Annotated in this window: 23 protein-coding genes; 6 read left to right on the top strand and 17 right to left on the bottom strand. The window is 73.9% G+C overall.

The features are described from left to right. Positions 1-208 precede the first annotated feature (208 nt). The 4 genes from ACIGXO_RS29620 to ACIGXO_RS29605 are packed head-to-tail and all read left to right on the top strand — an operon-like array spanning position 209 to position 5,416. Positions 209-1,258, top strand: coding sequence for an ADP-ribosylglycohydrolase family protein (locus tag ACIGXO_RS29620; RefSeq protein ID WP_399792891.1), 1,050 nt, complete (start codon positions 209-211; stop codon positions 1,256-1,258). After that, on the top strand, positions 1,255-2,790 hold the full coding sequence (locus ACIGXO_RS29615) for an ADP-ribosylglycohydrolase family protein (RefSeq protein ID WP_399792889.1): 1,536 nt from the start codon (positions 1,255-1,257) through the stop codon (positions 2,788-2,790). The genes ACIGXO_RS29620 and ACIGXO_RS29615 overlap by 4 nt, the downstream gene beginning before the upstream one ends. Next, positions 2,787-3,968: an ADP-ribosylglycohydrolase family protein gene (locus tag ACIGXO_RS29610; RefSeq protein WP_399792887.1), complete on the top strand. Its 1,182-nt coding sequence runs from the start codon at positions 2,787-2,789 to the stop codon at positions 3,966-3,968. Before ACIGXO_RS29615 ends, ACIGXO_RS29610 begins: the two co-directional genes overlap by 4 nt. Continuing rightward, positions 3,965-5,416, top strand: a complete 1,452-nt coding sequence (locus ACIGXO_RS29605; RefSeq protein ID WP_399792885.1) for an ADP-ribosylglycohydrolase family protein — start codon at positions 3,965-3,967, stop codon at positions 5,414-5,416. Before ACIGXO_RS29610 ends, ACIGXO_RS29605 begins: the two co-directional genes overlap by 4 nt. A 15-nt stretch (positions 5,417-5,431) precedes the next feature. On the opposite strand, the gene lgt is transcribed toward ACIGXO_RS29605, so the two are convergent. The 11 genes from lgt to hisI all read right to left on the bottom strand — a co-directional run bounded on the left by lgt (position 5,432) and on the right by hisI (position 14,574). Further along, positions 5,432-6,421 (bottom strand): prolipoprotein diacylglyceryl transferase, encoded by a 990-nt coding sequence (gene lgt, locus ACIGXO_RS29600; RefSeq protein ID WP_399792883.1) that lies wholly within the window; start codon positions 6,419-6,421, stop codon positions 5,432-5,434. A 117-nt stretch (positions 6,422-6,538) separates the two neighbouring features. Then, positions 6,539-7,309, bottom strand: coding sequence for a DsbA family protein (locus tag ACIGXO_RS29595; protein ID WP_399792881.1), 771 nt, complete (start codon positions 7,307-7,309; stop codon positions 6,539-6,541). A gap of 107 nt (positions 7,310-7,416) precedes the next feature. After that, positions 7,417-8,244: a tryptophan synthase subunit alpha gene (trpA, locus tag ACIGXO_RS29590; protein WP_399792879.1), complete on the bottom strand. Its 828-nt coding sequence runs from the start codon at positions 8,242-8,244 to the stop codon at positions 7,417-7,419. Further along, on the bottom strand, positions 8,244-9,548 hold the full coding sequence (gene trpB, locus ACIGXO_RS29585; RefSeq protein ID WP_399792877.1) for a tryptophan synthase subunit beta: 1,305 nt from the start codon (positions 9,546-9,548) through the stop codon (positions 8,244-8,246). Before trpB ends, trpA begins: the two co-directional genes overlap by 1 nt. Before the next feature lie 136 nt (positions 9,549-9,684). Then, on the bottom strand, positions 9,685-9,918 hold the full coding sequence (trpM, locus tag ACIGXO_RS29580) for a tryptophan biosynthesis modulator TrpM (protein ID WP_399792875.1): 234 nt from the start codon (positions 9,916-9,918) through the stop codon (positions 9,685-9,687). Positions 9,919-9,924: 6 nt separating this feature from the next. After that, a complete protein-coding gene (trpC, locus tag ACIGXO_RS29575) occupies positions 9,925-10,734 on the bottom strand; it encodes an indole-3-glycerol phosphate synthase TrpC (protein ID WP_399792873.1) in 810 nt (269 codons plus the stop codon). 187 nt (positions 10,735-10,921) lie between these two features. Beyond that, on the bottom strand, positions 10,922-11,380 hold the full coding sequence (locus ACIGXO_RS29570) for a DUF2752 domain-containing protein (protein ID WP_399792871.1): 459 nt from the start codon (positions 11,378-11,380) through the stop codon (positions 10,922-10,924). Between the two features lie 140 nt (positions 11,381-11,520). Beyond that, a complete protein-coding gene (locus tag ACIGXO_RS29565) occupies positions 11,521-11,757 on the bottom strand; it encodes an HGxxPAAW family protein (protein ID WP_399792869.1) in 237 nt (78 codons plus the stop codon). A gap of 130 nt (positions 11,758-11,887) precedes the next feature. Further along, complete coding sequence (locus ACIGXO_RS29560; RefSeq protein WP_399792867.1) at positions 11,888-12,541, bottom strand: TIGR02234 family membrane protein; 654 nt, start codon at positions 12,539-12,541, stop codon at positions 11,888-11,890. 55 nt (positions 12,542-12,596) lie between these two features. Beyond that, on the bottom strand, positions 12,597-14,120 hold the full coding sequence (locus tag ACIGXO_RS29555; RefSeq protein ID WP_399792865.1) for an anthranilate synthase component I: 1,524 nt from the start codon (positions 14,118-14,120) through the stop codon (positions 12,597-12,599). A 64-nt stretch (positions 14,121-14,184) separates the two neighbouring features. After that, positions 14,185-14,574 carry a phosphoribosyl-AMP cyclohydrolase gene (hisI, locus tag ACIGXO_RS29550; protein WP_399793297.1) on the bottom strand — a complete coding sequence of 130 codons (390 nt, stop codon included), beginning with the start codon at positions 14,572-14,574 and terminating at the stop codon, positions 14,185-14,187. Positions 14,575-14,785: 211 nt separating this feature from the next. Between hisI and ACIGXO_RS29545 the strand changes: the two genes are divergently transcribed. Continuing rightward, positions 14,786-15,418, top strand: coding sequence for a TIGR03085 family metal-binding protein (locus ACIGXO_RS29545; RefSeq protein ID WP_399792863.1), 633 nt, complete (start codon positions 14,786-14,788; stop codon positions 15,416-15,418). A gap of 26 nt (positions 15,419-15,444) precedes the next feature. On the opposite strand, the gene ACIGXO_RS29540 is transcribed toward ACIGXO_RS29545, so the two are convergent. From ACIGXO_RS29540 to ACIGXO_RS29515, 6 genes are all read right to left on the bottom strand, one after another. Then, positions 15,445-16,740: an ATP-grasp domain-containing protein gene (locus ACIGXO_RS29540; RefSeq protein ID WP_399792861.1), complete on the bottom strand. Its 1,296-nt coding sequence runs from the start codon at positions 16,738-16,740 to the stop codon at positions 15,445-15,447. Beyond that, the gene (locus tag ACIGXO_RS29535; RefSeq protein ID WP_399792859.1) at positions 16,721-17,659 is read right to left on the bottom strand and encodes an EamA family transporter; all 939 of its coding nucleotides are present in this window, start codon (positions 17,657-17,659) and stop codon (positions 16,721-16,723) included. Before ACIGXO_RS29535 ends, ACIGXO_RS29540 begins: the two co-directional genes overlap by 20 nt. Before the next feature lie 8 nt (positions 17,660-17,667). Next, complete coding sequence (locus ACIGXO_RS29530) at positions 17,668-18,522, bottom strand: YggS family pyridoxal phosphate-dependent enzyme (protein ID WP_399792857.1); 855 nt, start codon at positions 18,520-18,522, stop codon at positions 17,668-17,670. A 5-nt stretch (positions 18,523-18,527) separates the two neighbouring features. After that, positions 18,528-19,517 (bottom strand): cysteine synthase family protein, encoded by a 990-nt coding sequence (locus ACIGXO_RS29525; protein ID WP_399792855.1) that lies wholly within the window; start codon positions 19,515-19,517, stop codon positions 18,528-18,530. A 92-nt stretch (positions 19,518-19,609) separates the two neighbouring features. Continuing rightward, entirely contained in the window at positions 19,610-20,176 is a 567-nt protein-coding gene (locus ACIGXO_RS29520) for a phosphoribosyltransferase family protein (RefSeq protein WP_399792853.1), read from the bottom strand. Between the two features lie 266 nt (positions 20,177-20,442). Further along, positions 20,443-21,342 carry a LysR family transcriptional regulator gene (locus tag ACIGXO_RS29515; RefSeq protein WP_399792851.1) on the bottom strand — a complete coding sequence of 300 codons (900 nt, stop codon included), beginning with the start codon at positions 21,340-21,342 and terminating at the stop codon, positions 20,443-20,445. A 94-nt stretch (positions 21,343-21,436) separates the two neighbouring features. Here ACIGXO_RS29515 and ACIGXO_RS29510 point away from each other — a divergent pair, with 94 nt between their 5' ends. Then, a complete protein-coding gene (locus ACIGXO_RS29510; protein WP_399792849.1) occupies positions 21,437-22,144 on the top strand; it encodes a succinate dehydrogenase in 708 nt (235 codons plus the stop codon). Position 22,145 lies beyond the last annotated feature (1 nt).

The following is a 22,145-nucleotide window of genomic DNA, read 5'->3' as shown; positions in this document are numbered from 1 at the left end:
AAGGAAGGCCGTACTTACCGCGCTGACCTGCGGCTTTACCAAAGCCCTCGCCGTGAGATCCGGATCACACCCACTTTCCGCGACCCACTGGATACGGCCATCACGACATCGCTCCGATCCGGCGCGATGTCCCCCTATTCGCGGCAAACCGGCCCTACCATCCCTCAGACGCGTACGCATCCGGACCGGCCGGCGGAAGGGCACGCACATGAGCACACCGCACGCCCCCACGTCCGTCCCGGTCACCCCGGGTGACCGGCCCGCCGATCTGCGGGACCGGGGCCGCGGCGCGCTGCTGGGCCTCGCCGTGGGCGACGCGCTCGGCGCGCCCGCGGAGAACATGAAGCCCTCGCAGATCCGCCGCCGCTGGGGCCGCATCGAAGGCTTCGTCGCGGAGGACCCGGCGGGCACCGACGACACCGAATACGCCATCTTCTCCGGCCTGCTGCTGGCCGAACACGGCTCGGCGCTCACCGTGGCGCACGTCGAGGCCGCCTGGCACCAGTGGATCGCCGATCTGGACGAGGGTCCCTTCCGCGGCGCCGGGTTCAGCGAGCGCGGCACTCTGGAGAACCTCCGCCGGGGCCTGGCCGCACCGATTTCCGCCCAGCATCGGCATGCGTGGAGCGACGGACTGGCGATGCGGGCCGCGCCGTTCGGCGTACACGCGGCGGGCCGGCCCGCCGAGGCCGCCCGGCTGGTCGCGGTGGACGGCACGGTCAGCCACGACGGCGAGGGCATCTACGGCGGACAGGCCGTCGCCGCCGGGGTCGCGGCCGCGATGGTCGCCCGGACCACCGACGCGGTGATCGCCGCCGCGCTCTCCGTCGTCCCCGAGGATTCCTGGACGGCGCGCTCGCTGCGCCGCGCGGTCGCCGCGGCCCAGCGCTCCCGGCTGGACCCCGGCATCACCCGGCTCGGCACCGAACGCGCCGTACGGTCCGCCGTCGTCATCGGCGGCTACCCCTGGACCGACCTGGCGCCCGAGGCGGTCGGGCTGGCCTTCGGCGCGTTCGCCGCCGCGGCCGGCGACTTCCCCGCCTCGGTCCTCACCGCCGTCAACATGGGCCGCGACGCCGACACCACGGCGGCGGTCGCGGGCGCCCTGTCCGGCGCGCTGGGCGGCTTCGCCGCCGTCCCCACGGAATGGGCCGAGGTCATCGGCCCGGTACGAGGCAGCTGCCTCCCATCAATGGCGGGCTACCACGTCCTGGACATCGCGGACCTGCTGACGCCCGCGGACCGGGAGACGCCATGACCACCTCCGGCCCGGACGGCGGCGCTGCCGGGGGTGCCCCCGACCCGCCGCGGGCGACTGCCGCACCGTCGGGGCCGTTCGCGCAGTTCCCCGCGCCCCTGATCGCCGCCACCGCCTCCCCCACCCCAGCTGCGGGCAATCGTGCCGCCACCGCTTCCCCCACCCCAGCTGCGGGCAGTCGTGCCGCCACCGCTTCCCCTCCCACCCCCGCTGCGGGCAGTCGTGCCGCTGGGGCGGCACGGGTGGGCGCAGCGGCACCCCCACCGGCGGGCAGCCGGACACAGCCCGCACCCCGCACCGCCGCCGCGGCCCTCTGCCGGGACAACGGCCGCGCCGGCGCCCGCCGCATCGAAGGACTCCTCCTCGGCCTCGCCGCCGGGGACGCCGCGGGCTGGCCGGCGGCACGGCACCGCGCCGCCCGTATGCCCGAGTGGACCCGCCGCCTCACCCGCGAGCTCGACACCTTCGCCGAGCAGAACGCCACCACCACCCTCCCCGTGCCGATCGCCCTCAACCAGCCACCCGAACCGCTCCGCCTCGGCCCCTCCGACGACGCCGAGTGGGCCGCCTTCACCGCCGGCTCCGTGCTCACCGCGGCCGGCGCGTTCCTCTCCGACCTCGGCCGGGACCGCCGGATGCGGGCCGCCCTCGACCTCGCCTGGAACGCGCTGGCCTGCGAGATCGCGGCCGCCGCCGACCGGGCACCGGAGGTGGAGTCGGCCGTACTGCCGCTGCGCGCCCGGATCTCCGTACGCGCCGGGCTCGGCAACCTCGCGGCCGGGCTGCGGCCGCCCGCCACCGGCCACGACAATCCGCACTTCTTCGACGACGCGGCCTGCGTGCGCGCCGCCGTACTGGCCGTCGTCCATCCCGGCGACCCGGAAGCCGCCGCCGGGCTCGCCGAGTTCGACGCCCGGTACACCCAGGACGGCGACGGCGTGCACGGTGCCCGCGCGATGGCCGCCGCGGTTGCCGCCGCGCTCGGCGGCGCCCCCGTCGCCGCCTGCGTGGAGGCCGCGCTCGCCCAGCTCCCCGAAGGCACCGAGATCCGCCGCAACGCGCTGCACGCCGTACGGCTGGCCGAGGCCACCGCCGACGGCCGCCCCGGCGCCGCCTTCGCCCTCGTCCCCACCCTGGAGCACGAGATCGTCGACCACGTCTACAGCTACGGCATCGCCGCGGCCGAGACCGTGCCGGTCGCCCTCGCCCTGGCCCTCGCGGGCGGCGGCCGGACCGCGGAGGCGGTGCCCGCGGCCGCCTGCCTCTCCCGCGTCGCCGACTCGGCGCCCGCCCTCGCCGGCGCGCTGACCGGCGCCCTCGGCGGGGCCGCGGCACTGCCCGCCGCCTGGCGCGACGCCTGCCGCACGCTCTCCGGCTGCGCGCTCCCCCGGCTGGCCGGCACCGACCTGGTCGAGCTCGCCGAGCTGCTCGCAGGCACCGAACTCACCACCCCGCAAAAGCCGTTGGCCACTCCGCAGACGCCCTTGATCACCCCGCAGACGCCCCTGGCGAAAGGACCGGCCGAGCCATGACCGACACCGCGGCACCACCCACCACCACGGCGATCCCCACCGGCCCCTCCCTCGCCGACCGCACCGCCGGTGCCCTCGCCGGGGCCGCGGTCGGCGACGCGCTCGGCGGGCCCGTCGAGGGCTGGAGCCCGGAGCAGATCCGGGAGCGGCACGGCGGCCCGGTCCGCGGCATCGTCGGCCCGTGGCACGAGGACTGGCGCACCGCGCGCCCCCTCGCGCCGTACCACAAAGGCGACGGCCACGTCACCGACGACACCCTCATGACCCACGCGCTGATCAGGGTGTACGAGCAGGTCCGCGACCACCTCGACGCGTACGCCGTGGCCGAGCACCTGGTCCCCGACCTGATGACCCACCCCCGCTGGATCCCCGAGCTGGAGGCCGAGGCGCTGCCCCTGCAGCGCGTCTTCCTCGCCGAGAAGTGGCTCGTCACCCGCCTCCATTACGGGCACGCCGACCCCCGCGAGGCAGGCGTCGGCAACATCGTCAACTGCGGCGCCGCGATGTACATGGCGCCGGTCGGCCTGGTCAACGCCGGTGATCCGCGCGGCGCCTACGCCGAGGCGCTGGACGTCGCGGGCGCGCACCAGTCCTCGTACGGGCGGGAGGCGGCCGGCGTCCTCGCCGCGGCGGTGGCCGCGGCCTGCACGCCCGGCGCCACCCCCGCCTCCGTGGTCGAGGCGGCCCTCGCCCTCGCCAAGGACGGCACCCGCACGGCCATCGAGGCGGTCTGCGAAGTGGCGTGCAAATACGAGGAGTACGAGCCCGCGCTGCCTCAACTGCGGGGCGCGGTCTCGCCGTTCGACACGGTCGGCCCCGAATACCGCCGCCCCTCCCTCGGCGCCCGGCGGCCCTCCCGGCTGCACTCCATCGAGGAACTCCCCATCGCGCTCGGCCTGTTGCTGATCGGCGGCGGGGACTACCGGGAGACGGTGCTCGGCGCCGTCAACTACGGCCGCGACTGCGACTCCATCGCCACCATGAGCGGCGCCCTGGTCGGCGCGCTCGGCCACCCCGTCCCCGCCGAGTGGACCGCGGCCGTCTCCGGGGCCAGCCGCCTGGACCTGGCGGCGCCCGCGGCCGCGCTGACCGCCGTCGCCTGCGAGATCCACCACCGCGACCTGGCGCGCCGCCGCGCCCACGAGGCCGCGTTCGCCGCGCTCACGGAGGCCCGGTGACGTATCCGCCGGCGCCGCTGCGGGTGACCTGGGTCCAGCCGGAGGACCTGCTCGGCCACGAGCTGCGGCAGGCCGCCGAGGACGGCCGCGACGCCACCGTGATCCGCCTCCGCTGGCACACCGCGGGCGGCGGCCCCGCGCCGGAACGGGCCGGCGCCTCCCCCACGCCCGCGCCGCCGCGCCTCCGGGCCCTCGCCACCGCCCTCCTGGACGACCTGGCCGCGCTGCCCTCCCCGCTGGCCGCCGACGAGCCCACCGACCTGGCGGCCATCCGGGCCGCGACCGTCCCGCCCCCGCCCGCTCCGGCCGCCACCGGCCTGCTCCCCCGCCTCGAAGCCGCCTGGCTGGGCCGCGCCGCCGGCTGCCTGCTCGGCAAGCCGGTCGAGAAGCTGCCGCTGGCCGGCATCCGCGAGATCGCCCGGTCGACCGCCAACTGGCCGCTGCACACCTGGTTCACCGAGGCCGGGCTGGACCCCGGTACCGCCGCCCGGTACCCGTGGAACCGCCGCAGCCGCGCCACCTCGCTCGCCGAGAACATCGACGGCATGCCCGAGGACGACGACCTGAACCATCCGGTGCTCGGCCTGCTCCTGCTCCAACGCCACGGCCACGCCTTCACCACCGCCGACCTCGCCCGGCTGTGGCTGGAGGAGCTGCCCGCCGGCCGGACGTTCACCGCCGAGCGCGTCGCGTACCGCAATCTCCTCGACGGCATCGAACCGCCGGACACCGCCCGCTTCCGCAACCCCTTCCGCGAGTGGATCGGCGCCCTGATCAGGGCCGACATCCACGGCTGGACGCACCCGGGCGACCCCGCCGGGGCCGCGGCCGCCGCCTGGCGCGACGCGGTGCTGACCCATACCGGCAACGGCGTGTACGGGGCGATGTTCGTCGCGGCCGCGCTGGCCACGGCCGCGAGCGGCACGGCCGATGTGCACCAGTGCCTGGCGGCCGGGCTCGCCGTCGTCCCGCCCCGCGCCCGGCTGGCCCGGGCCGTGCGGTTCGGCATCACGGCGGCCCGGGAGGCGCCCGACCGCACGCCGGCCGGGTTCGAGGCCGTGGTGGACCGGCTGCACGCCGCGTACGGACGGCATCACTGGGTGCACGTCCTGCCCAACGCCGCCCTGCTCGCCGCCGCCCTCACGCACGCCGACGGGGACTTCACCGGGTCGGTCTGCCGCGCCGTCTCCGGCGGCTGGGACACGGACTCCAACGGCGCGACGGCCGGCTCCCTCACCGGCCTGCTGGCCGGCTCCCCGGCGGCGCTGCCCGCCCGCTGGACGGCCCCGCTGGCCAATCGCCTGGCCACCGGCATCGGCGGCCTGGACGGCATCGGCTTCGACGCGCTGGCCCGCGAGACGGCGGCCCTCGCCCGCACCGCTCCGCCCGACGAAAAGCGGGCCGCGGCCCCCGAGGAGGACCACGACCCGCTGTGCCCGGCGGACTAGCCGGGACAGGACGCGCTAGGACTTCTTGTTACCGGTGCGCTCGGCACCGTCCGTGCGCTCCGCGTCTTCCGCCCGGTCGGCGGGCGCGTCGTCCTCGGCCGGGTCGTCGGCCGGGGCCGGCTTCTCCGCCGGGGTGTCGGCCGGTCCGTCGGCCGCGCCCTCCGCCGCGTCGTCCTCCGGCTCGTCCGCTCCCGGCTCGACGACCGCCTCCCGGCCGGGGGACCGCTTCGCCGAGACCACCATGTACACCAGCGCCAGGACCAGCACGATCAGCGCGGTCCACACGTTCAGCCGCAGGCCCAGGATGTGGTGCGCCTCGTCGACCCGCATGTACTCGATCCAGGCCCGGCCCGCGCAGTACGAGGCGACGTACAGCGCGAACGCCCGGCCGTGCCCCAGGTTGAAGCGCCGGTCGGCCCAGATGACCAGGAGCGCCACGCCGATGCACCACAGGGACTCGTAGAGGAACGTCGGGTGGTAGTGACCGCCCACGCGCCCGATCGTCGGGTCCGAGGTGATGGTCAGCGCCCACGGCACGTCCGTCTTCCGGCCGTACAGCTCCTGGTTGAACCAGTTGCCCCAGCGGCCCATCGCCTGCGCCAGCGCGATGCCCGGTGCGACCGCGTCCGCGTACGCCGGCAGCGGGATGCCCCGGCGGCGGCAGCCGATCCAGGCACCCACCGCGCCCAGCGCGATCGCGCCCCAGATCCCGAGGCCGCCCTCCCAGACGTAGAACGCCTTGATCGGGTCGCCGCCCTCGCCGAAGTACGGCTCATACGTCGTGATGACGTGGTAGAGCCGCCCTCCGACCAGGCCGAACGGCACCGCCCACACGGCGATGTCGGCGACCGTCCCGCTCCGGCCACCGCGCTGGATCCAGCGCTTGTTGCCGAGCCAGACGGCGATGAAAACGCCGATGATGATGCAGAATGCGTAGCCGCGCAGCGGGATCGGGCCGAGGTGCCAGACGCCGGTCGACGGGCTGGGAATGAATGCGAGGTTCATGGCAGCCCTGACGCTACCGCGCCGGGCGGGCCGGGCGGCAACCCACCCCGCAACGGCTCAGTAACGACCCCCCGTACGGCACTTCTCCGCCGTGCTTCTCTCTCCTGCCCCTCCCGCTCACTTCTTCTTGTTCGCGTCCAGCACCATCTGCTTCAGCTTCTGCGGGGTCACCTGCGCGCTCTGGTCCGCGAAGAGGTTCTTCCCGTTCAGCAGGACGGTCGGGGTGCCCTGGAAGCCGCCGCTCTGGAACGCCTCCTGCGACTTCTGCACGAAGCCGTTGTACTTCCCGTCCTGCACGCAGGAGCGGAAGTCCTGCGTCACCAGGCCCGGGACCTTCCCCGCCAGCTGGATCAGATACTTCTTGCTCGCGTACCGGTCCTGCTGCTCGGGGGGCTGATTGCTGAACAGCACGTCGTGGTAATCGCGGAACTTGCCGGCGTTCTGCGCGCACAGGGCCGCGTTCCCGGCGTTCAGCGAGCCCTTGCCGCCCATGTTGCCGTCGATGAGCAGGGCGAGGTGGTAGTCGGTCCGCAGCTGGCCGTTGTCCTGGAGCTCATGGAGGACCGAGCGGAAGCCCGTCTCGAACTGCTTGCAGGCGGGGCAGCGGAAGTCCTCCCACACCTGGAGCGTGGACGGGGCGCTCTTCTCGCCGACGGTGACCATCGGCTTGGCCCCGCCCGTCGCCCCCTTCGGCGCGGCGACCGGCGCGCTCTTGTCATCGCCCGTCGACGACGCCCAGAGGGCGATGCCGGCGGCCACCGCCAGGACGACGACCACCGCCCCGGCGACCTTCGCCTGCCTGCCGCGCCGGGCGCGGGCCTTTTCCTTCTCGCGCTGTGCCTGCAGCCGCTCGCGGGCGCTGCCATCGGCTCGGGATTTCTGGCTCACACCCGGGAAAAACGAGGCGGAGGGACGCGACTGCGCCCCTCCGCCCCGGTTTTCGTCCTATCGAGGGACCCGCCCGGCGTGGGCTTTACACACGCCGGGGGCGGGCGTTACGACACCGGCGCGTGCGCCCGTACGCCCTTCGCCAGCTCCCCGGCCAGCTCGCGTACGCCCGCGAGCCCGGCCTCCAGGTCGCCCTCGTGCGCCAGCAGCCGCTTCACGAACGCGGAGCCGACGATGACCCCGTCGGCGAACTGCGCGACCTCCGCCGCCTGATCGGCGTTGGAGACGCCGAGGCCGACGCAGACAGGCAGGTCGGTGGTGGCGCGGGTGCGCGTGACCAGGTCCTGGGCCTCCCGGCCGACGGACTCGCGGGTACCGGTGACGCCCATCAGCGACGCCGCGTACACAAAGCCCGTACCGGCCGCGGTGATCTTCGCGAGCCGCTCGTCCCGGCTGCTCGGCGCGACCACGAAGACCGTGGCCAGGCCGTGCTGCTCGGCGGCCTTCCGCCACACCTCGGACTCCTCGACCGGCAGGTCCGGCAGGATGCAGCCGGCGCCGCCCGCGGCGGCCAGGTCGGCGGCGAACCGCTCCACGCCGTACGCGTCGACCGGGTTCCAGTACGTCATGCACAGCACCGGCGCGCCGGTCGCCGCGTGCGCCTCGCCGACCGTACGAATCACGTCGACGATCTTGACGCCGCCGCGCAGCGCGATGTCGTCGGCGGTCTGGATGACCGGGCCGTCCAGCACCGGGTCGCTGTGCGGCAGGCCGACCTCGACGACGTCGCAGCCGCCCTCGATCATCGCGGTGACGGCACGCACCCCGCCGTCCACGGTCGGGAAGCCGGCCGGGAGGTACCCGACCAGAGCGGCGCGGCCCTCGGCCTTCGCGCCGGCCAGTACAGAGCTCAGCAGTTCGACGTTGCCCGCCATCACTTGGTCCCCTCGTGGTGCGCGCCGAGCGCGGTGTCCGTGGCGTCGGTGTCGTCCGCCTCGACCGCGGCGTCGGCGGGCGCGTCGTACAGTCCGAAGTAGCGCGCGGCCGTGTCCATGTCCTTGTCGCCGCGGCCGGACAGGTTGACCAGGATCAGCCCGTCCTTGCCCAGCTCGCGGCCCACCTCCAGCGCACCGGCGAGCGCGTGCGCGCTCTCGATGGCGGGGATGATGCCCTCGGTCTGCGAGAGCAGCCGCAGCGCCTGCATGGCCGCGTCGTCGGTGACGGCGCGGTACTCGGCGCGCCCGACGTCCTTGAGGTAGGAGTGCTCCGGGCCGATGCCCGGGTAGTCCAGGCCCGCGGAGATCGAGTACGGCTCGGTGATCTGGCCGTCCTCGTCCTGGAGCACGTAGGAGCGGGAGCCGTGCAGGATGCCCGGGGTGCCCTCGGTGAGGGTGGCCGCGTGCTCGCCGGTCTCCACGCCGTGGCCGCCCGGCTCGCAGCCGATCAGGCGCACGCTCTCGTCGGGCAGGAAGGCGTGGAAGAGGCCGATGGCGTTGGAGCCGCCGCCGACGCAGGCCACGGCCGCGTCGGGCAGCCGCCCGGCGCGCTCCAGGAGCTGCCGGCGCGCCTCCACGCCGATGACGCGGTGGAAGTCGCGCACGAGGGCGGGGAAGGGGTGCGGCCCGGCGACCGTGCCGAAGAGGTAGTGCGTGCGGTCGACGTTGGCGACCCAGTCGCGGAACGCCTCGTTGATCGCGTCCTTCAGCGTGCGGCTGCCGGACTTCACGGCGATGACCTCGGCGCCGAGCATCCGCATCCGGGCGACGTTGAGCGCCTGCCGCTCGGTGTCGATCTCGCCCATGTAGATGGTGCATTCGAGGCCGAAGAGGGCGCAGGCGGTCGCGGTGGCGACGCCGTGCTGGCCCGCGCCGGTCTCGGCGATGACGCGGGTCTTGCCCATGCGCTTGGTGAGCAGCGCCTGGCCCAGCACGTTGTTGATCTTGTGCGAGCCGGTGTGGTTCAGGTCCTCGCGCTTGAGGAAGATCCGCGCGCCGCCCGCGTGCTCCGCGAACCGCGGCACCTCGGTGAGGGCGCTCGGCCGGCCGGTGTAGTTGACCATCAGGTCGTTGAGCTCGGCCGCGAAGGCGGGGTCCGCCTTGGCCTTCTCGTACTCCTCGGCGACCTCGTCGACCGCGGCGACCAGCGCCTCGGGGATGAACTTGCCGCCGAAGGCACCGAAGTACCCCTGGGCACTGGGGATCCGGCCCTCGGGGTCGGGAATGAAGAAGTCAGAGGACATCCGACGTACTCCTCGTTCGGGGCGCACGCATACGCCCCGGAAGTCTCGATATCTCGAAATACGGGCATCAAGCTACGTGCCGCGCGCCACGGGCCCGGGTGTCACACTCCGCCGGAGCACCCGCGGGGGTGTCCGGTCAGGCGTGCGAGCCCGCGCACGGCGCGGCCGTACGGCGCCATCGGCGCCCGTTGATCTGCCCCGGCTCCGAGCCGATGTGGTACCGGACGCGGCGTCCGTGGATGCGGCGCGCGGGTGCCCGGCAGCCGCGCGGCCTGCACCCGCGCCCCAGCGCCGCGTGCGGCAGGCGCGCGGCGCTGACCGCTGCCGGGCGCAGGCCCGGGAACGGCGGCTGGGTGCGGGCGGCGGTCATCAGAGGTCAGTCCCGCCCGTGCCGGATGGCGGGGTGCGAGCCGGCCGCGACGAGGTCGGCGACGGCGGCCTTCGGGTCCTTGCCGGTGACCAGCGACTCGCCGACGAGCACGGCGTCCGCGCCCTCGTTGGCGTACGCGATGAGGTCGTGCGGCCCGCGGACGCCGGACTCGGCGATCTTGACGATGTGGTCCGGGATCTCGGGGGCGACGCGGCCGAAGTTGCCGCGGTCGACCTTGAGGGTCTTCAGGTCGCGGGTGTTCACGCCGATGATCTTCGCCCCGGCGGCCACCGCGCGCTCGACCTCTTCCTCGTCGTGCGCCTCGACCAGCGGGGTCAGCCCGATCGACTCGGCCCGCTCGATGAGCGAGACCAGCGCCTCCTGCTCCAGCGCGGCCACGATGAGCAGCGCGAGGTCGGCGCCGTACGCGCGGGCCTCCCAGAGCTGGTACGCGCTGACGATGAAGTCCTTGCGCAGGATCGGGATGTCGACCTTGGCCCGGACGGCCTCCAGGTCGGCCAGCGAGCCCCCGAAGCGGCGCTGCTCGGTGAGGACGGAGATGACGGCCGCGCCGCCCGCTTCGTAGTCGGCGGCGAGCCCGGCCGGGTCGGCGATGGCGGCCAGCGCGCCCTTGGACGGGCTGGAGCGCTTGACCTCGCAGATCACTCGCACGCTGTCGCCCTTGAGGGCCGCCACGCCGTCCTTGGCGGGGGCGGCCTTCTGCGCCCGCTCCTTCAGCTCGTCGAGGCTGACGCGCGCCTGTCGCTCGGCGAGGTCGGCGCGGACTCCGTCGATGATCTCGTCGAGCACACTCACGCGAGCGGCCTCCTTCTTGAGCGGTGGAGGATGTCTGGTGCCTTCGGGGACGCGGTGCGCTCCCAGCAGGCACTCCGATGGTATCCGGCCAGGAGCGGTAGCCCCGCATCCGCCTGCCGGCGGTCCCACCACATGGACAGGTACCGGCCGCGCGAGCGCGCTCCGGAGGGCGTGAAAACGGCGCGGATCACGGGGCGAGGGCCGATCCGGCGGGCAGGTTGCGCACCACCGTGAAGAGCAGCACGACACCGCCGACGAGCCACCAGTGGACGGGTCTCGGCCGCGGCCCGGCGACGGGCAGCCCGCGGCCGGCCCGCACCAGCCAGACCGCCCAGAACACCGCGAACGCGGCGTAGCCGAGCACTGCCAGGGCGTTGGCGCCCAGCGCCGCACCCAGGTCGCCGTGGACCACCGCGTGCGCGCTGCGGAGCCCGCCGCACGCCGGGCAGTACAGGCCGGTGAGCCGCAGCAGCGGGCAGACGGGGTAGTGCCCCGCCTCGTTGGGGTCGACCGCGCCGACGTACGCGAAGGCCGCCAGGACCGCCGCCAGGGCGCCCAGCGGGGCCGCGAGACGGCGCGCGGCGCCGACGCGTCCGGCAGGGGCCGGGGGCGGGTGCTGCGGGCTGCGCGCCACGGGTTCGGTCACGGTCCCGATTGTTCCCCGCTACGCGCGAAGGCGCAGCTTTCCCGCCGCCGCACGGGCCGTTCCGCGCCATGGGCGCGGGGCGTGCGGGCGGCCGGGAAGCCGCGCCTTCGTCGTCGGGCGCCGGGCGTCCGGACGGGCGGTCAGCTCTGCTGCGGAGCGGGGCTGCCCTTGGTGCGCTTGGGCTCGGAGCCCATGCCCGCCATGCGCATCAGGCCGCCGACGACCGCACCGGCGAAGATGAGAACGATGCCGGCCCAGAAGCCGGGCACGTTGGCGAGCACCGTGAAGACGCCCGCGACGCAGAAGCCGATGAACGAAATGATGACGCCGGTCCAGGCAGCCGGGGTGTGTCCGTGGCCGTGGCCATTGCTCGACATGAGTGCTCCTCGTTGCTTTCTCGCGCCTGGGTCGGGGCGCGGCGTTCGCTCGGAATCATTGTCCCTGATGCGGGGCGCGGACCCGCCATCGGGTCGGTGCGGACCGGTGACAGGACGGTGCGGACACGCCCTAGGCGGTGGGGTCCTCGCCCCGGTCCAGCGACTTCCAGATCTCCTCCGGACGGTCCAGGTCCGGCTGCCTGGCGGCGCGGCGCGGGCCGCGGGGGCCGGTGCCCGTGCGCTCGTAGCGCCCGGACATGGCAGGCCAGCGCCGCCCGTACACCAGCGCCAGCAGCCCGGCGACCAGCAGCAGCGCGCCGCCGCCCGCGGCCACCCACGGCCAGGCGGTGTGCGCGACGTCGTGGACGCCGGCGCCGCTCATGCCGGTGGCGGTGGCGGCCTTGGCCTTCAGCGCGGAGGTGTCGGCGTTGCCGAGGAGGGCGCCGACGACGGTACCGGCGCCGCTCAGCGCCAGCAGCGCGGAGACGGCGACGCGGCCCGCGCCGCGCACGGCGAAGACGGCGACCAGCGCGGCGAGCCCGACCACGGCGAGCGCGCCGGGCACGCCGGTGACGTCCTGGCCCGTCGCCTTCTGCGGCAGCTCGCCCTGGGCGACCACGGCGGTGGCGGTGGCCCAGGTACGGCCGGAGGACAACAGGGCGAGGGCGGCGCCGAGCGCTCCGAGGAGGAGGGCGAGGGCGAGGGCCTTCCGCGCGGGCCTGACCGACGGGGGGTCGGCCGACACGGCGGGGGCGTCGGTGCGGGGCGGGGGTACGGCACTCACATGTACCACTATCGCGCACCTCGCCGGCCGGCCTTCCGCGCGGGTCCGGCGGGCATCAGGTGCTCAGATGATTCGCCGTGTTCACGGCCCGCAGGACCGCCGCCGCCTTGTTGCGGCATTCGGCGTCCTCCGCCTCCGGGTCGGAGTCGGCGACGATGCCCGCGCCGGCCTGGACGTACGCCGTGCCGTCGCGGAGCAGGGCCGTGCGGATGGCGATGGCGGTGTCGGAGTCGCCGGCGAAGTCCAGGTAGCCCACGCAGCCCCCGTAGACGCCGCGCCGGGTCGGCTCCAGCTCCTCGATGATCTGCAGGGCGCGCGGCTTCGGGGCGCCGGAGAGCGTGCCGGCGGGGAAGCAGGCGGTCAGCACGTCGAAGGCGGTGCGGCCCTCGGCGACCTTGCCGGTGACCGTGGACACGATGTGCATGACGTGGCTGTAGCGCTCGATGGACATGAAGTCCACGACCTCGACGCTGCCGGGCTCGCAGACCCGGCCCAGGTCGTTGCGGCCCAGGTCGACGAGCATCAGGTGCTCGGCGCGCTCCTTCGGGTCGGCGATCAGCTCGTCGGCGAGGGCCTGGTCCAGCTGCGGGGTGCCGCCGCGCGGCCGGGTGCCGGCGATCGGGTGCACCATGGCCTGCCCGTCCTCGACCTTGACCAGCGCCTCCGGGCTGGAGCCGACGACGTCGACGCCGCCCTCGAAGCGGAAGAGGTACATGTACGGGCTGGGGTTCGTGGCCCGCAGCACCCGGTAGACGTCCAGCGCGGAGGCCGTGCACGGCGTCTCGAAGCGCTGCGAGGGCACGACCTGGAACGCCTCGCCGGCCCGGATGCGCTCCTTGATGTCCTCGACCGCGTCCTTGAAGGCGTCGCCGCCCCACTTCGCGGTGTACTCGGGCAGCTCGGAGGCGGGGAGGGACGCGGCGTTCGAGGGGGCCGGGCGGCTCAGGTCGTACGCCATGGTGTCCAGCCGGGCCACCGCGTCCGCGTACGCCTCGTCGACCCCGGTGTCCAGGTCGTTGTGGTTGATCGCGTTGGCGATCAGCAGGACCGTGCCGTTCCAGTGGTCCAGTACGGCCAGGTCCGAGGTGAGCAGCATGGTCAGCTCGGGCAGCCGGAGCTCGTCCTCGGTGGAGTCGCCGATCTTTTCGAGGCGGCGGACGATGTCGTACCCGAGGTAGCCGACCATGCCGCCGGTGAAGGGCGGCAGGCCCTGGCCCTCGATGAGGTCGCGCGGGGTGTGCAGCGTCTGGATGGTCTCGCGCAGGGCGGCGAGCGGGTCGCCGCCGGTGGGCACGCCGACCGGCGGGGTGCCGAGCCAGTGGGCCTGCCCGTCGCGGGCGGTCAGGGTCGCGGCGCTGCGGACGCCGATGAAGGAGTACCGGGACCAGCTGCGGCCGTTCTCCGCGGACTCCAGGAGGAAGGTGCCGGGGCGCTCGGCCGCCAGCTTGCGGTACAGGCCCACCGGGGTGTCGCCGTCGGCGAGGAGCCGCCGGGTGACCGGGATGACCCGGCGGTCCTTCGCGAGGGTGCGGAAGTTTTCGAGGTCCGGAGTCGCGGTGCCGGTGGTTCCCGTGGTCATGACAGCGGATCCTAGTAGCGATCAGTGGCGGACGCGGGCTCCGTCCGCTTACTGATCCGCCCTGTCAGCCCTCCGCGAGCAGTACGTCCTCGTCGAAGCAGGTCCGCGCGCCGGTGTGGCAGGCCGCGCCGACCTGGTCGACCTTGACCAGCACGGTGTCCGCGTCGCAGTCCAGGGCGACGGACTTCACGTGCTGGAAGTGCCCCGAGGTGTCGCCCTTGACCCAGTACTCCTGGCGGCTGCGGCTCCAGTACGTGCAGCGCCCGGTGGTCAGCGTGCGGTGCAGCGCCTCGTCGTCCATCCACCCGAGCATCAGCACCTCACCGGTGTCGTACTGCTGTGCGATGGCCGGGACCAGGCCGTCGGGCGTGCGCTTGAGCCGGTCGGCGATGGCCGGATCGAGGGAGGTGCCGGACGGCGACGGGGTGGCGGGGCTGCTGCTCATGCCCTCCATTGTGCCGTGCGGCATCATGCGGGCATGAACGACCAGTACCCGCCCCCGGACGACGACAGGGTGGCCAAGGTGGCCACGATCGTGGTGTGCGCGGTCTTCGCGGCGGCCGTTCTGGTGATGACGGTGATCCTCTTGCACCTGTGACGCGGGGCACGGAAGGGACCGTGCGGCGTCATGGCACGGACGGCGGGGCCCGCCGTAGGGTGAGGCCATGTCGACCCATGCCAAGCGTGAACGACTTCTTCTCGCCGATCTGTTGGAGAGCGCCGGTCCCGACGCGCCGACGCTGTGCGAGGGCTGGACCACCCGTGACCTGGCCGCCCACGTGGTGGTGCGCGAGCGGCGCGCGGACGCGGCCGGCGGCCTGGTGATCAAGCCGCTGGCGTCCCGGCTGGAGCGGGTGCAGGCCGAGTTCGCCGCCAAGCCGTACGACGAGCTGATCCGGCTGATCAGGACCGGTCCGCCGCGGCTGTCGCCGTACGCCCTGAAGCAGATCGACGAGGCGGCGAACACGGTGGAGTTCTTCGTGCACGCGGAGGACGTGCGGCGCGCCGCGCCGGACTGGGGGCCCCGCGAGCTGAGCCCCGTCTTCGCCGACGTGCTGTGGTCCCGCATCGAGCGGATGGCCCGGGTGCTGGGGCGGAAGGCCCCGGTGGGCCTGGTGCTGCGGCGCCCGGACGGGCAGACCGCGGTGGCGCACCGCGGCACGCCGGTCGTCACGGTCACCGGCGAGCCGGGCGAGCTGACGCTCTTCCTGTTCGGGCGGCAGCACGCCGCCAAGGTCGAGCTGGACGGCGACAAGGAGGCGGTGGCCCGGCTCCAGGACGCCAAGCTGGGGCTGTAGCTCCCGTCGGAGTCCGGAAGAGGCACTCAGGCCGGGCGCCGCGCGTCCGGCCCGACCGCTTCCGTCTCGCACCGGCCCGTCCCCTCCGTTTCGTACAGCCCTGCCTCCTCCAGCGCGCGCAGCCGCCGGTAGTCCGTCTCGATCTGTCGCGGGTCGCGGTGGACCAGGTAGCAGAAGCCGGGCGAGGTGAGCGAGTCGACGGTGGGGGCGAGGTGGTCGCCCACCTCGACGGAGAGGTGGTGCCCGGCGTACGAGGGCAGCGCGCGCACCTCGTCGAAGCGGGCCAGGGAGACCAGCCGGCCGCCGCGCGGGGAGATCAGGGAGACGTAGCGCAGCGGGACGCGCGGCTGGGCCGGGCGGTCCGTGCGCGCCATGAAGGCGGCCGGGTCGGCGCAGGCCAGCGCGGTCAGCGCTATGTGGTCGGTGCCGAAGCAGCGGCTGACCACGTCGGGCAGGATGCTGCCGGCCGGGCGGGCGCCGGCCTCGATCAGTACCGGTCCCTCGTCGGTGAGCATGATCTCGGAGTGCGCCGGTCCGTTGCGGATGCCGAGGGCGTCCAGGGCGCCGAGGAGGTACGGGCGGAGCGCGGCGGTGGCCGGCTCGCGCGCGGACACCGGCTCCTCGTAGTCGTAGACCGGGGCGCCGCCGCGGCCGGGGCGCTTGTGGTAGCGCCAGATCTCGGCGATGTGGTGGCGGCCCGCGACGCTGACGGTGTTGGCGAAGTACTCGGTGCCGGACAGGTGCTCCTGGACGACGACGGTGCGGTTGCGGGCGCCGGTGAAGTTCACCGAGCGCAGGATGTGGTCGAAGGCGGTGCACAGCTCCACCGGACCGGCGCAGAAGAAGACGTTGTCGGTGCCGGCGCTGTCGGCGGGCTTGACCACCACGGGCCAGCGGCCGTGCGCGCGGGCCCAGGCCAGGGCGGTGTCGAAGCGGTGGGTGCGCAGGGTGTCGGGCGCGCGCAGCCCGTGTGCCCGGACGGCCCTGGCCATCTCGTACTTGTCGCGGCGCACGCGGCGGCCGTCGATGACGTTGCCGGGCAGGCCGAGCCGGGCGGAGAGGGCGTCGGCGAGGTCCACGCCGGTCTCGTTGCCGGCGAGGACGCGGGCGGGCGCGTACGGGAGTACCGCGGTGATCAGGGCGTCCAGGTCGCCCTGGTACGTGAACCGGTCGGCGACCGCCTCGGGCGGGAAGGGCGTGCGCAGCAGGCGGTCGGCGATGCCGGGCGCGCTGTCGATGTGGACCGTGGTGATGCCGTGCGCGGCCAGCGCTCCGGGCAGGAAGCGGCCGCTGGAGTAGGCGTCAACTACCAGGCAGTGCATGGATCTTCTTGCCTTCCTGGGCCGCGGCGGCCGGGGGTGCGCCCCGGCGGGCGAGCAGCCCGAGCCCGATGAGAACGGTGATGACGGTGATGCCGAGGGCGGAGGGCACCGAGAACGTCAGCCGTTTGTCGGCGAGTTGGAGGAGGAGGGTCAGGGCAGGCGCGAGGGCGCAGATCATGGAGGCGGTCACCGGGGTCACCCGGCGCACGCCGATCTGTACGAGGACGGCCGGTATGCCGACGCCGATGACGGCGACCACGGCGCCGGGCAGCAGCGCCGCGCCCAGCCGGGCGGTGTCCCCGGTGCCGGCGAGCAGCCAGCCGGCCGCGGCGACCAGGCCGAAGCGCAGGCCCATGACGGTGGGGACGTCGACGCCCGCGGCGCCCAGGCGGGCGGAGAAGACGACGTTGGCGGCCCCGCCCGCGCCGGAGGCGACCGCGGCGCACACGCCGAGCGCCATGACCGCCGCGCCGCGGTCGCCGACGCCGCTGCGGCCGTCCAGGGAGGCCCAGACCAGGCCGGCGAGGGCGAGGACGATGCCGAGCGCGGCGAGGAGTTCGCCGGGCAGGACGCGGTCCTTGCGCCACCACAGGTACTGGAGCAGCACGGTGCAGGCCGGGCCGATGGCGATGGAGACGACGTTGGCGACGGCCGGTTCCATGAGCTTGAGCGCGTACAGCAGGGACAGCCAGGTCACCGCGGTGGTGACGTTGAGGACGAGCAGGTCGGCGGCGTGCGCCCGGGCCACGGCGAGTACCCGGGCCGGGCGCGTCCGCAGCAGCGTCAGGCCGCAGAAGAAGGCGCCGGTGAGGGTGAAGGCGACCGCGGCGACGCTGCCGGGGTCGAGGTGCTGGAGCCGCTGCGCGGCGAACACGTCCACCAGCGCGGAGAACAGGGCGAAGACGAACAGTGCGGCCACGGTGCTCCCTATCGGGTGCCCGGCGGGCCGTCGGCACGGGTGTCCGGGGGGCCGCCTGCACGGGTGTCCGGCGGACCGCCGGCGCGCCGCGGCCGGGGGCCGAAGAGCGCCCGGCCCACCCGGACCAGCGTCGCGCCCTCCGCCACCGCGGCCTCGAAGTCGGCGCTCATGCCCATGCTGAGCTGGGTCAGGCCGTGCGCGGCGGCGAGCGAGCGGAGCAGCCGGAAGTGCGGGCGCGGGTCGCGGCCGTACGGCGGCATGCACATCAGGCCGACGACGGGCAGCCCGCACACGTCCCGGCACTCCTTGAGGAAGGCGTCGGCGGCCTCCAGCGGTACGCCACTCTTGTGCGGCTCGTCGGCGGTGTTGACCTGGACGAAGCAGTCGGGCCTGCGCCCGGTGCGGGCCATGGCGGCGGCGAGGGCCGCGGCCAGCCGCGGGCGGTCCACGCTGTGCAGGACGTCGAAGCCGGTGACGGCCGCCGCGGCCTTCTTGGTCTGCAGCGGGCCGACGAGATGCAGCCGGAGGTCCGGGTAACGGGCGCGCAGCGGCGGCCACTTGACGCGGGCCTCCTGGACCCGGCTCTCCGCGAAGTCCCGCTGCCCCGCGTCGAGCGCGGCGGCGACGAGCTCGCGCGGGTGGTACTTGCTGACCGCGACGAGCTTCACGGAGCCGGGCTCGCGGCCGGCGCGCCGGCAGGCTTCGTCGAGGCGGCGGGTGAGCGCGTCGAGGCGCGCGGCGGGGTCCGGGGCCGGTCCCGGGTCGGGGCGGTGGCTGTCCGGGAGGCTGCCGTCGGGCGCGATGCCGTCGGGCGCGGTGTTGCCGGGTGTGGTGTTGCCGGGTGTGGTGCGGTCGTCGGTCATGGCGTTCACTCCGCCCCTTCCGCCGCGTAGGGCGCGTCGTCGGTGGCGTACCGCGCGTACCGGCCGTCCCAGACGCTGAAGTACTTCCAGGCGGAGTCGAACAGCACGGTGATCACGACGGCGTCCGGGGGCAGCGTGCGGGCGAGCCGCCGCGCGGCGAAGACGTTGCCGCCCGCGGTGGGCCCGACGCACAGACCCTCCTTCTCGATCAGCTCCTTCATGGCCGTCCAGCCGTCGTCCCCCCTGATCAGCTCGACCTCGTCGACCAGTTCCTCGCGCAGGTTGGCGGGGACCTTGCCGGGGCCGAGGCCCATCAGGTTGTGCGTGTGGTGGGTGAAGGGCAGGCCGTGCCGCTTGGCGTACAGGGCGGCCGAGCGGTCGACCTCGACGGCGGTGGTGCGCAGCCCCGGGTATGCGGCCTTGAGGACGTCCGCGATACCGGTGAACGTGCCGCCGGTGCCGACGGAGCAGACGAACCGGTCCGGGACCAGGCCCAGCGCGTCCAGCGCGGTGACGATCTCGGTGCCGCAGGAGCGCCAGGCGCGCCAGTTCAGCTCGTTGGCCGACTGGTCCAGGTAGTGGCTGCCGGGGTGCGCCGCGACGTACCGGCGGGCGGTCTCCTCGCCTTCGAGGAGGAAGCCCTCGGGGTCGGTCTCGATGACGGTGCCCCCGAAGGAGGCGATCTGCCGGCGGCGTTCCTCGGTCATGCCGGCGGGCATGACGATGACGACGCGGTAGCCGCGGTCCCGGCCCACCCGGGAGAGCGCCGCGCCGCCGTTTCCGGTGGAGCATTCGACCAGGGTCATTCCCGGGGCGATCGTGCCGGCCCGTTCCAGTTCGTCGAGCATGAAGGCGAAGACCCGGTCCTTGTGACTGCCGGTGGGATTACGGAACTCGCACTTGGCGAATATCCGCGCGGCCCCCGGCTCGGCAGTGCTGCGTAGCTCGTACAATTCCGTGTGCCCGATTTCGGCACCGTGCACAAATGCACTCACGTGCGGTTCCCCCGAACCCGTACTGGACAGCGTGCTGAAAAAAGTGAAGAAGAAATGTCCGACCGCGTCAGAACATGACGGTCCCGACCGCGTCAGGGCAGGACGACGGCGCGCCCGGTCCGTTCGTCGACGGTGATCCGGAGAACGGACTTGACCGTGATGCCGAAGCGCTCGGCGACCTTTTCCCGGCCGCCGTTGTCCGGCTTCTCCACCGCCACGACGACCTCGCCGACCCGGGCGCCGGCCGCCTGCACGGCCTCGATCAGCGCGATCAGGGTGCCGCCCGTGCTGATCGTGTCGTCCACGATGGTCAGCCGGTCGCCCGGCTCGATGCCGTTGACGTAGAGCGTGCCCTGGAAGTACTCGCTGTCGATGGGCACCGACACGGACCGCCCGCCGAGGTCGTAGGTGTACCAGCGGGCGACCGCCAGCGGCAGCCCCGCGGCGAGCGAGAGCGCCCCGCCGAGAATGGCGCCCTTGTCCTCCTCGACAAGAATCTTGTCGGCGTCGAAGTCGCCCAGCGCGAGCATGCGGTCCGCGGCTTCCGCGAGGACTTCCGGGCGCAGCGCGGGCGATTGGTCCGTGAATTCGTTCACGGTGGTCAGATGGCGTCCCGACTTTACGGTGGGCGCGCCCGCGTAGACCTCTTCGAGCAGCATGGTGATGTTCTCCCCCGTTGATTCCCCCGATTGCCGGCCGCATGGCGCCGGACGGCAAGTGAGGCATTGGTACCGCGGCGGGCGCGCGGTCGGCAACGGAATGGGCGATTTGTGCGTGAAAACACCGGTCGCACCTCGCGCGGATATTCACCGCGCGCGGCAGCGGCCACCCGTCACCAGGCAGGGCCGCGCTTACCGCCGTACGGCAATATCACGTCGTACTGGCCGGAAACCGCCCTTTTGCCGCCGTGGCCGCCGGGGCGGGCCTAGCCGTCCGCGGCGCCGGGCGTCAGGTGGCGTACGAGAATGCGCTGCAGCTCGCGGGCCGCGCGGGGCGGCGAGACGTCCGCGCGGTGCGCGACGGAGATGTTGCGGTGCAGGCCCGGCGCGGCGAACGGGGTGCTGCGCAGCCCGGCCCGCTCGGCGACCATGCTGGGCACGACGGCGCTGCCGAGCCCCGCCCGTACGAAGCCGAGCACCGCGTCCATCTCGCCGCCCTCGACGGTGAAGACCGGCTCGAAGCCCGCCGCGCGGCACGCGGCCACGGTGAATTCCCGCAGGTCGTAGCCGCGCCGGAACATCACCAGCGGGTGGTCGCGCAGATCCTCCACGCGGAGGTACTTGCGGCGCACCGGCGGCGGCGCGTCCGGCGCCGAGACCACCACCAGCTCCTCGCGCAGCAGCTCGGCGGTGGTCAGCGCGGGCGCCTGCACCGGCAGCGGCGTGATGATGAGGGCGAGGTCCAGCTCGCCCGCGGCCAGTACCCGCACCAGGTCCTGCGAGCCGCTCTCGTGCACCTGGAGGTCGACGCCCGGATAGCGGTCGTGGAAGGCGCGCAGCACGTCGGGCACGACCGAGGCGCACAGGCTGGGCGGGGCGCCGAGCCGCAGCCGGCCGCGGCGCAGCCCGGCGACCTCCTGGACCTCGCGGCGCGCGGTGTCGGCATCGGCCAGGATGCGGCGCGCGAACGGCAGCAGCGTCTCGCCCGCGTCGGTGAGCGTGATGTGGCCGCGCGCCCGGTGGAACAGCTCGGCGCCCAGCTCCCGCTCCAGGGAGCGGATCTGCTGGGAGAGCGAGGGCTGCGCGACGTGTTCCTGCTCGGCCGCGCGCGTGAAGTGCCGGGTGTCGGCGACGGCCGTGAAATAGCGGAGCTGCTGCAGCTGCATGCGGCCACGATAGTGTGTCGATAGCGAACGCCTATGGAGATGAGCTCCACCATGTCTTGGACTGATGGGTGACGGCGTCCCTACCGTCGTGCCCATGGCAGTGGACACCCGGACGGACCGACGGCCGTCCTCCTACGCGGGCATCCTGTGGCACTCGACCGTCGGCAAGAAGACGGCGATGGCCGTCAGCGGCATCGTCATGCTGCTGTACTTGGTCGCCCACATGCTGGGCAACCTCAAGATCTTCTTCGGAGCCGCCGAGTTCGACGGTTACGCCCACTGGCTGCGCACCATCGGCGAGCCCTTCCTGCACCACGAGTGGTTCCTGTGGATCGCCCGGATCGTGCTGCTCGCTGCCGTGATCGTCCACGCCGTGGCCGCGTACCAGCTCAGCCGTCGCGACATCAAGGCCCGGCCGAGCAAGTACGTGCACAAGAAGAAGCGGGCCGGCTACGCCACCCGCACCATGCGCTGGGGCGGCGTCATCCTCGGCCTCTTCATCGTCTGGCACATCCTGGATCTGACGACCCTGACGGTGAACCCGCACGCCGCGGCCGGACACCCGTACGCCAATGTCGTCGCCACCTTCTCCACCTGGTACGGCAACGTCATCTACATCGTCGCGATGCTCGCGCTCGGCCTGCACATCCGGCACGGCTTCTGGAGCGCCGCGCAGACGCTGGGCGCCAACCGCCCGGGGCGCGACCGCGCCCTCAAGGCCATCGCCAACCTCCTGGCCCTGGTCCTCACCCTCGGCTTCATCGCCGTCCCCGTCTCCGTGCTGACCGGAGTAGTGAGCTGAC

Source organism: Streptomyces sp. NPDC053542, assembly GCF_044544685.1.
Taxonomy (GTDB): Bacteria; Actinomycetota; Actinomycetes; order Streptomycetales; family Streptomycetaceae; genus Streptomyces.
Note: the sequence above shows the minus strand (reverse complement) of the source record. Positions and strands in the feature narration are given on the sequence as shown.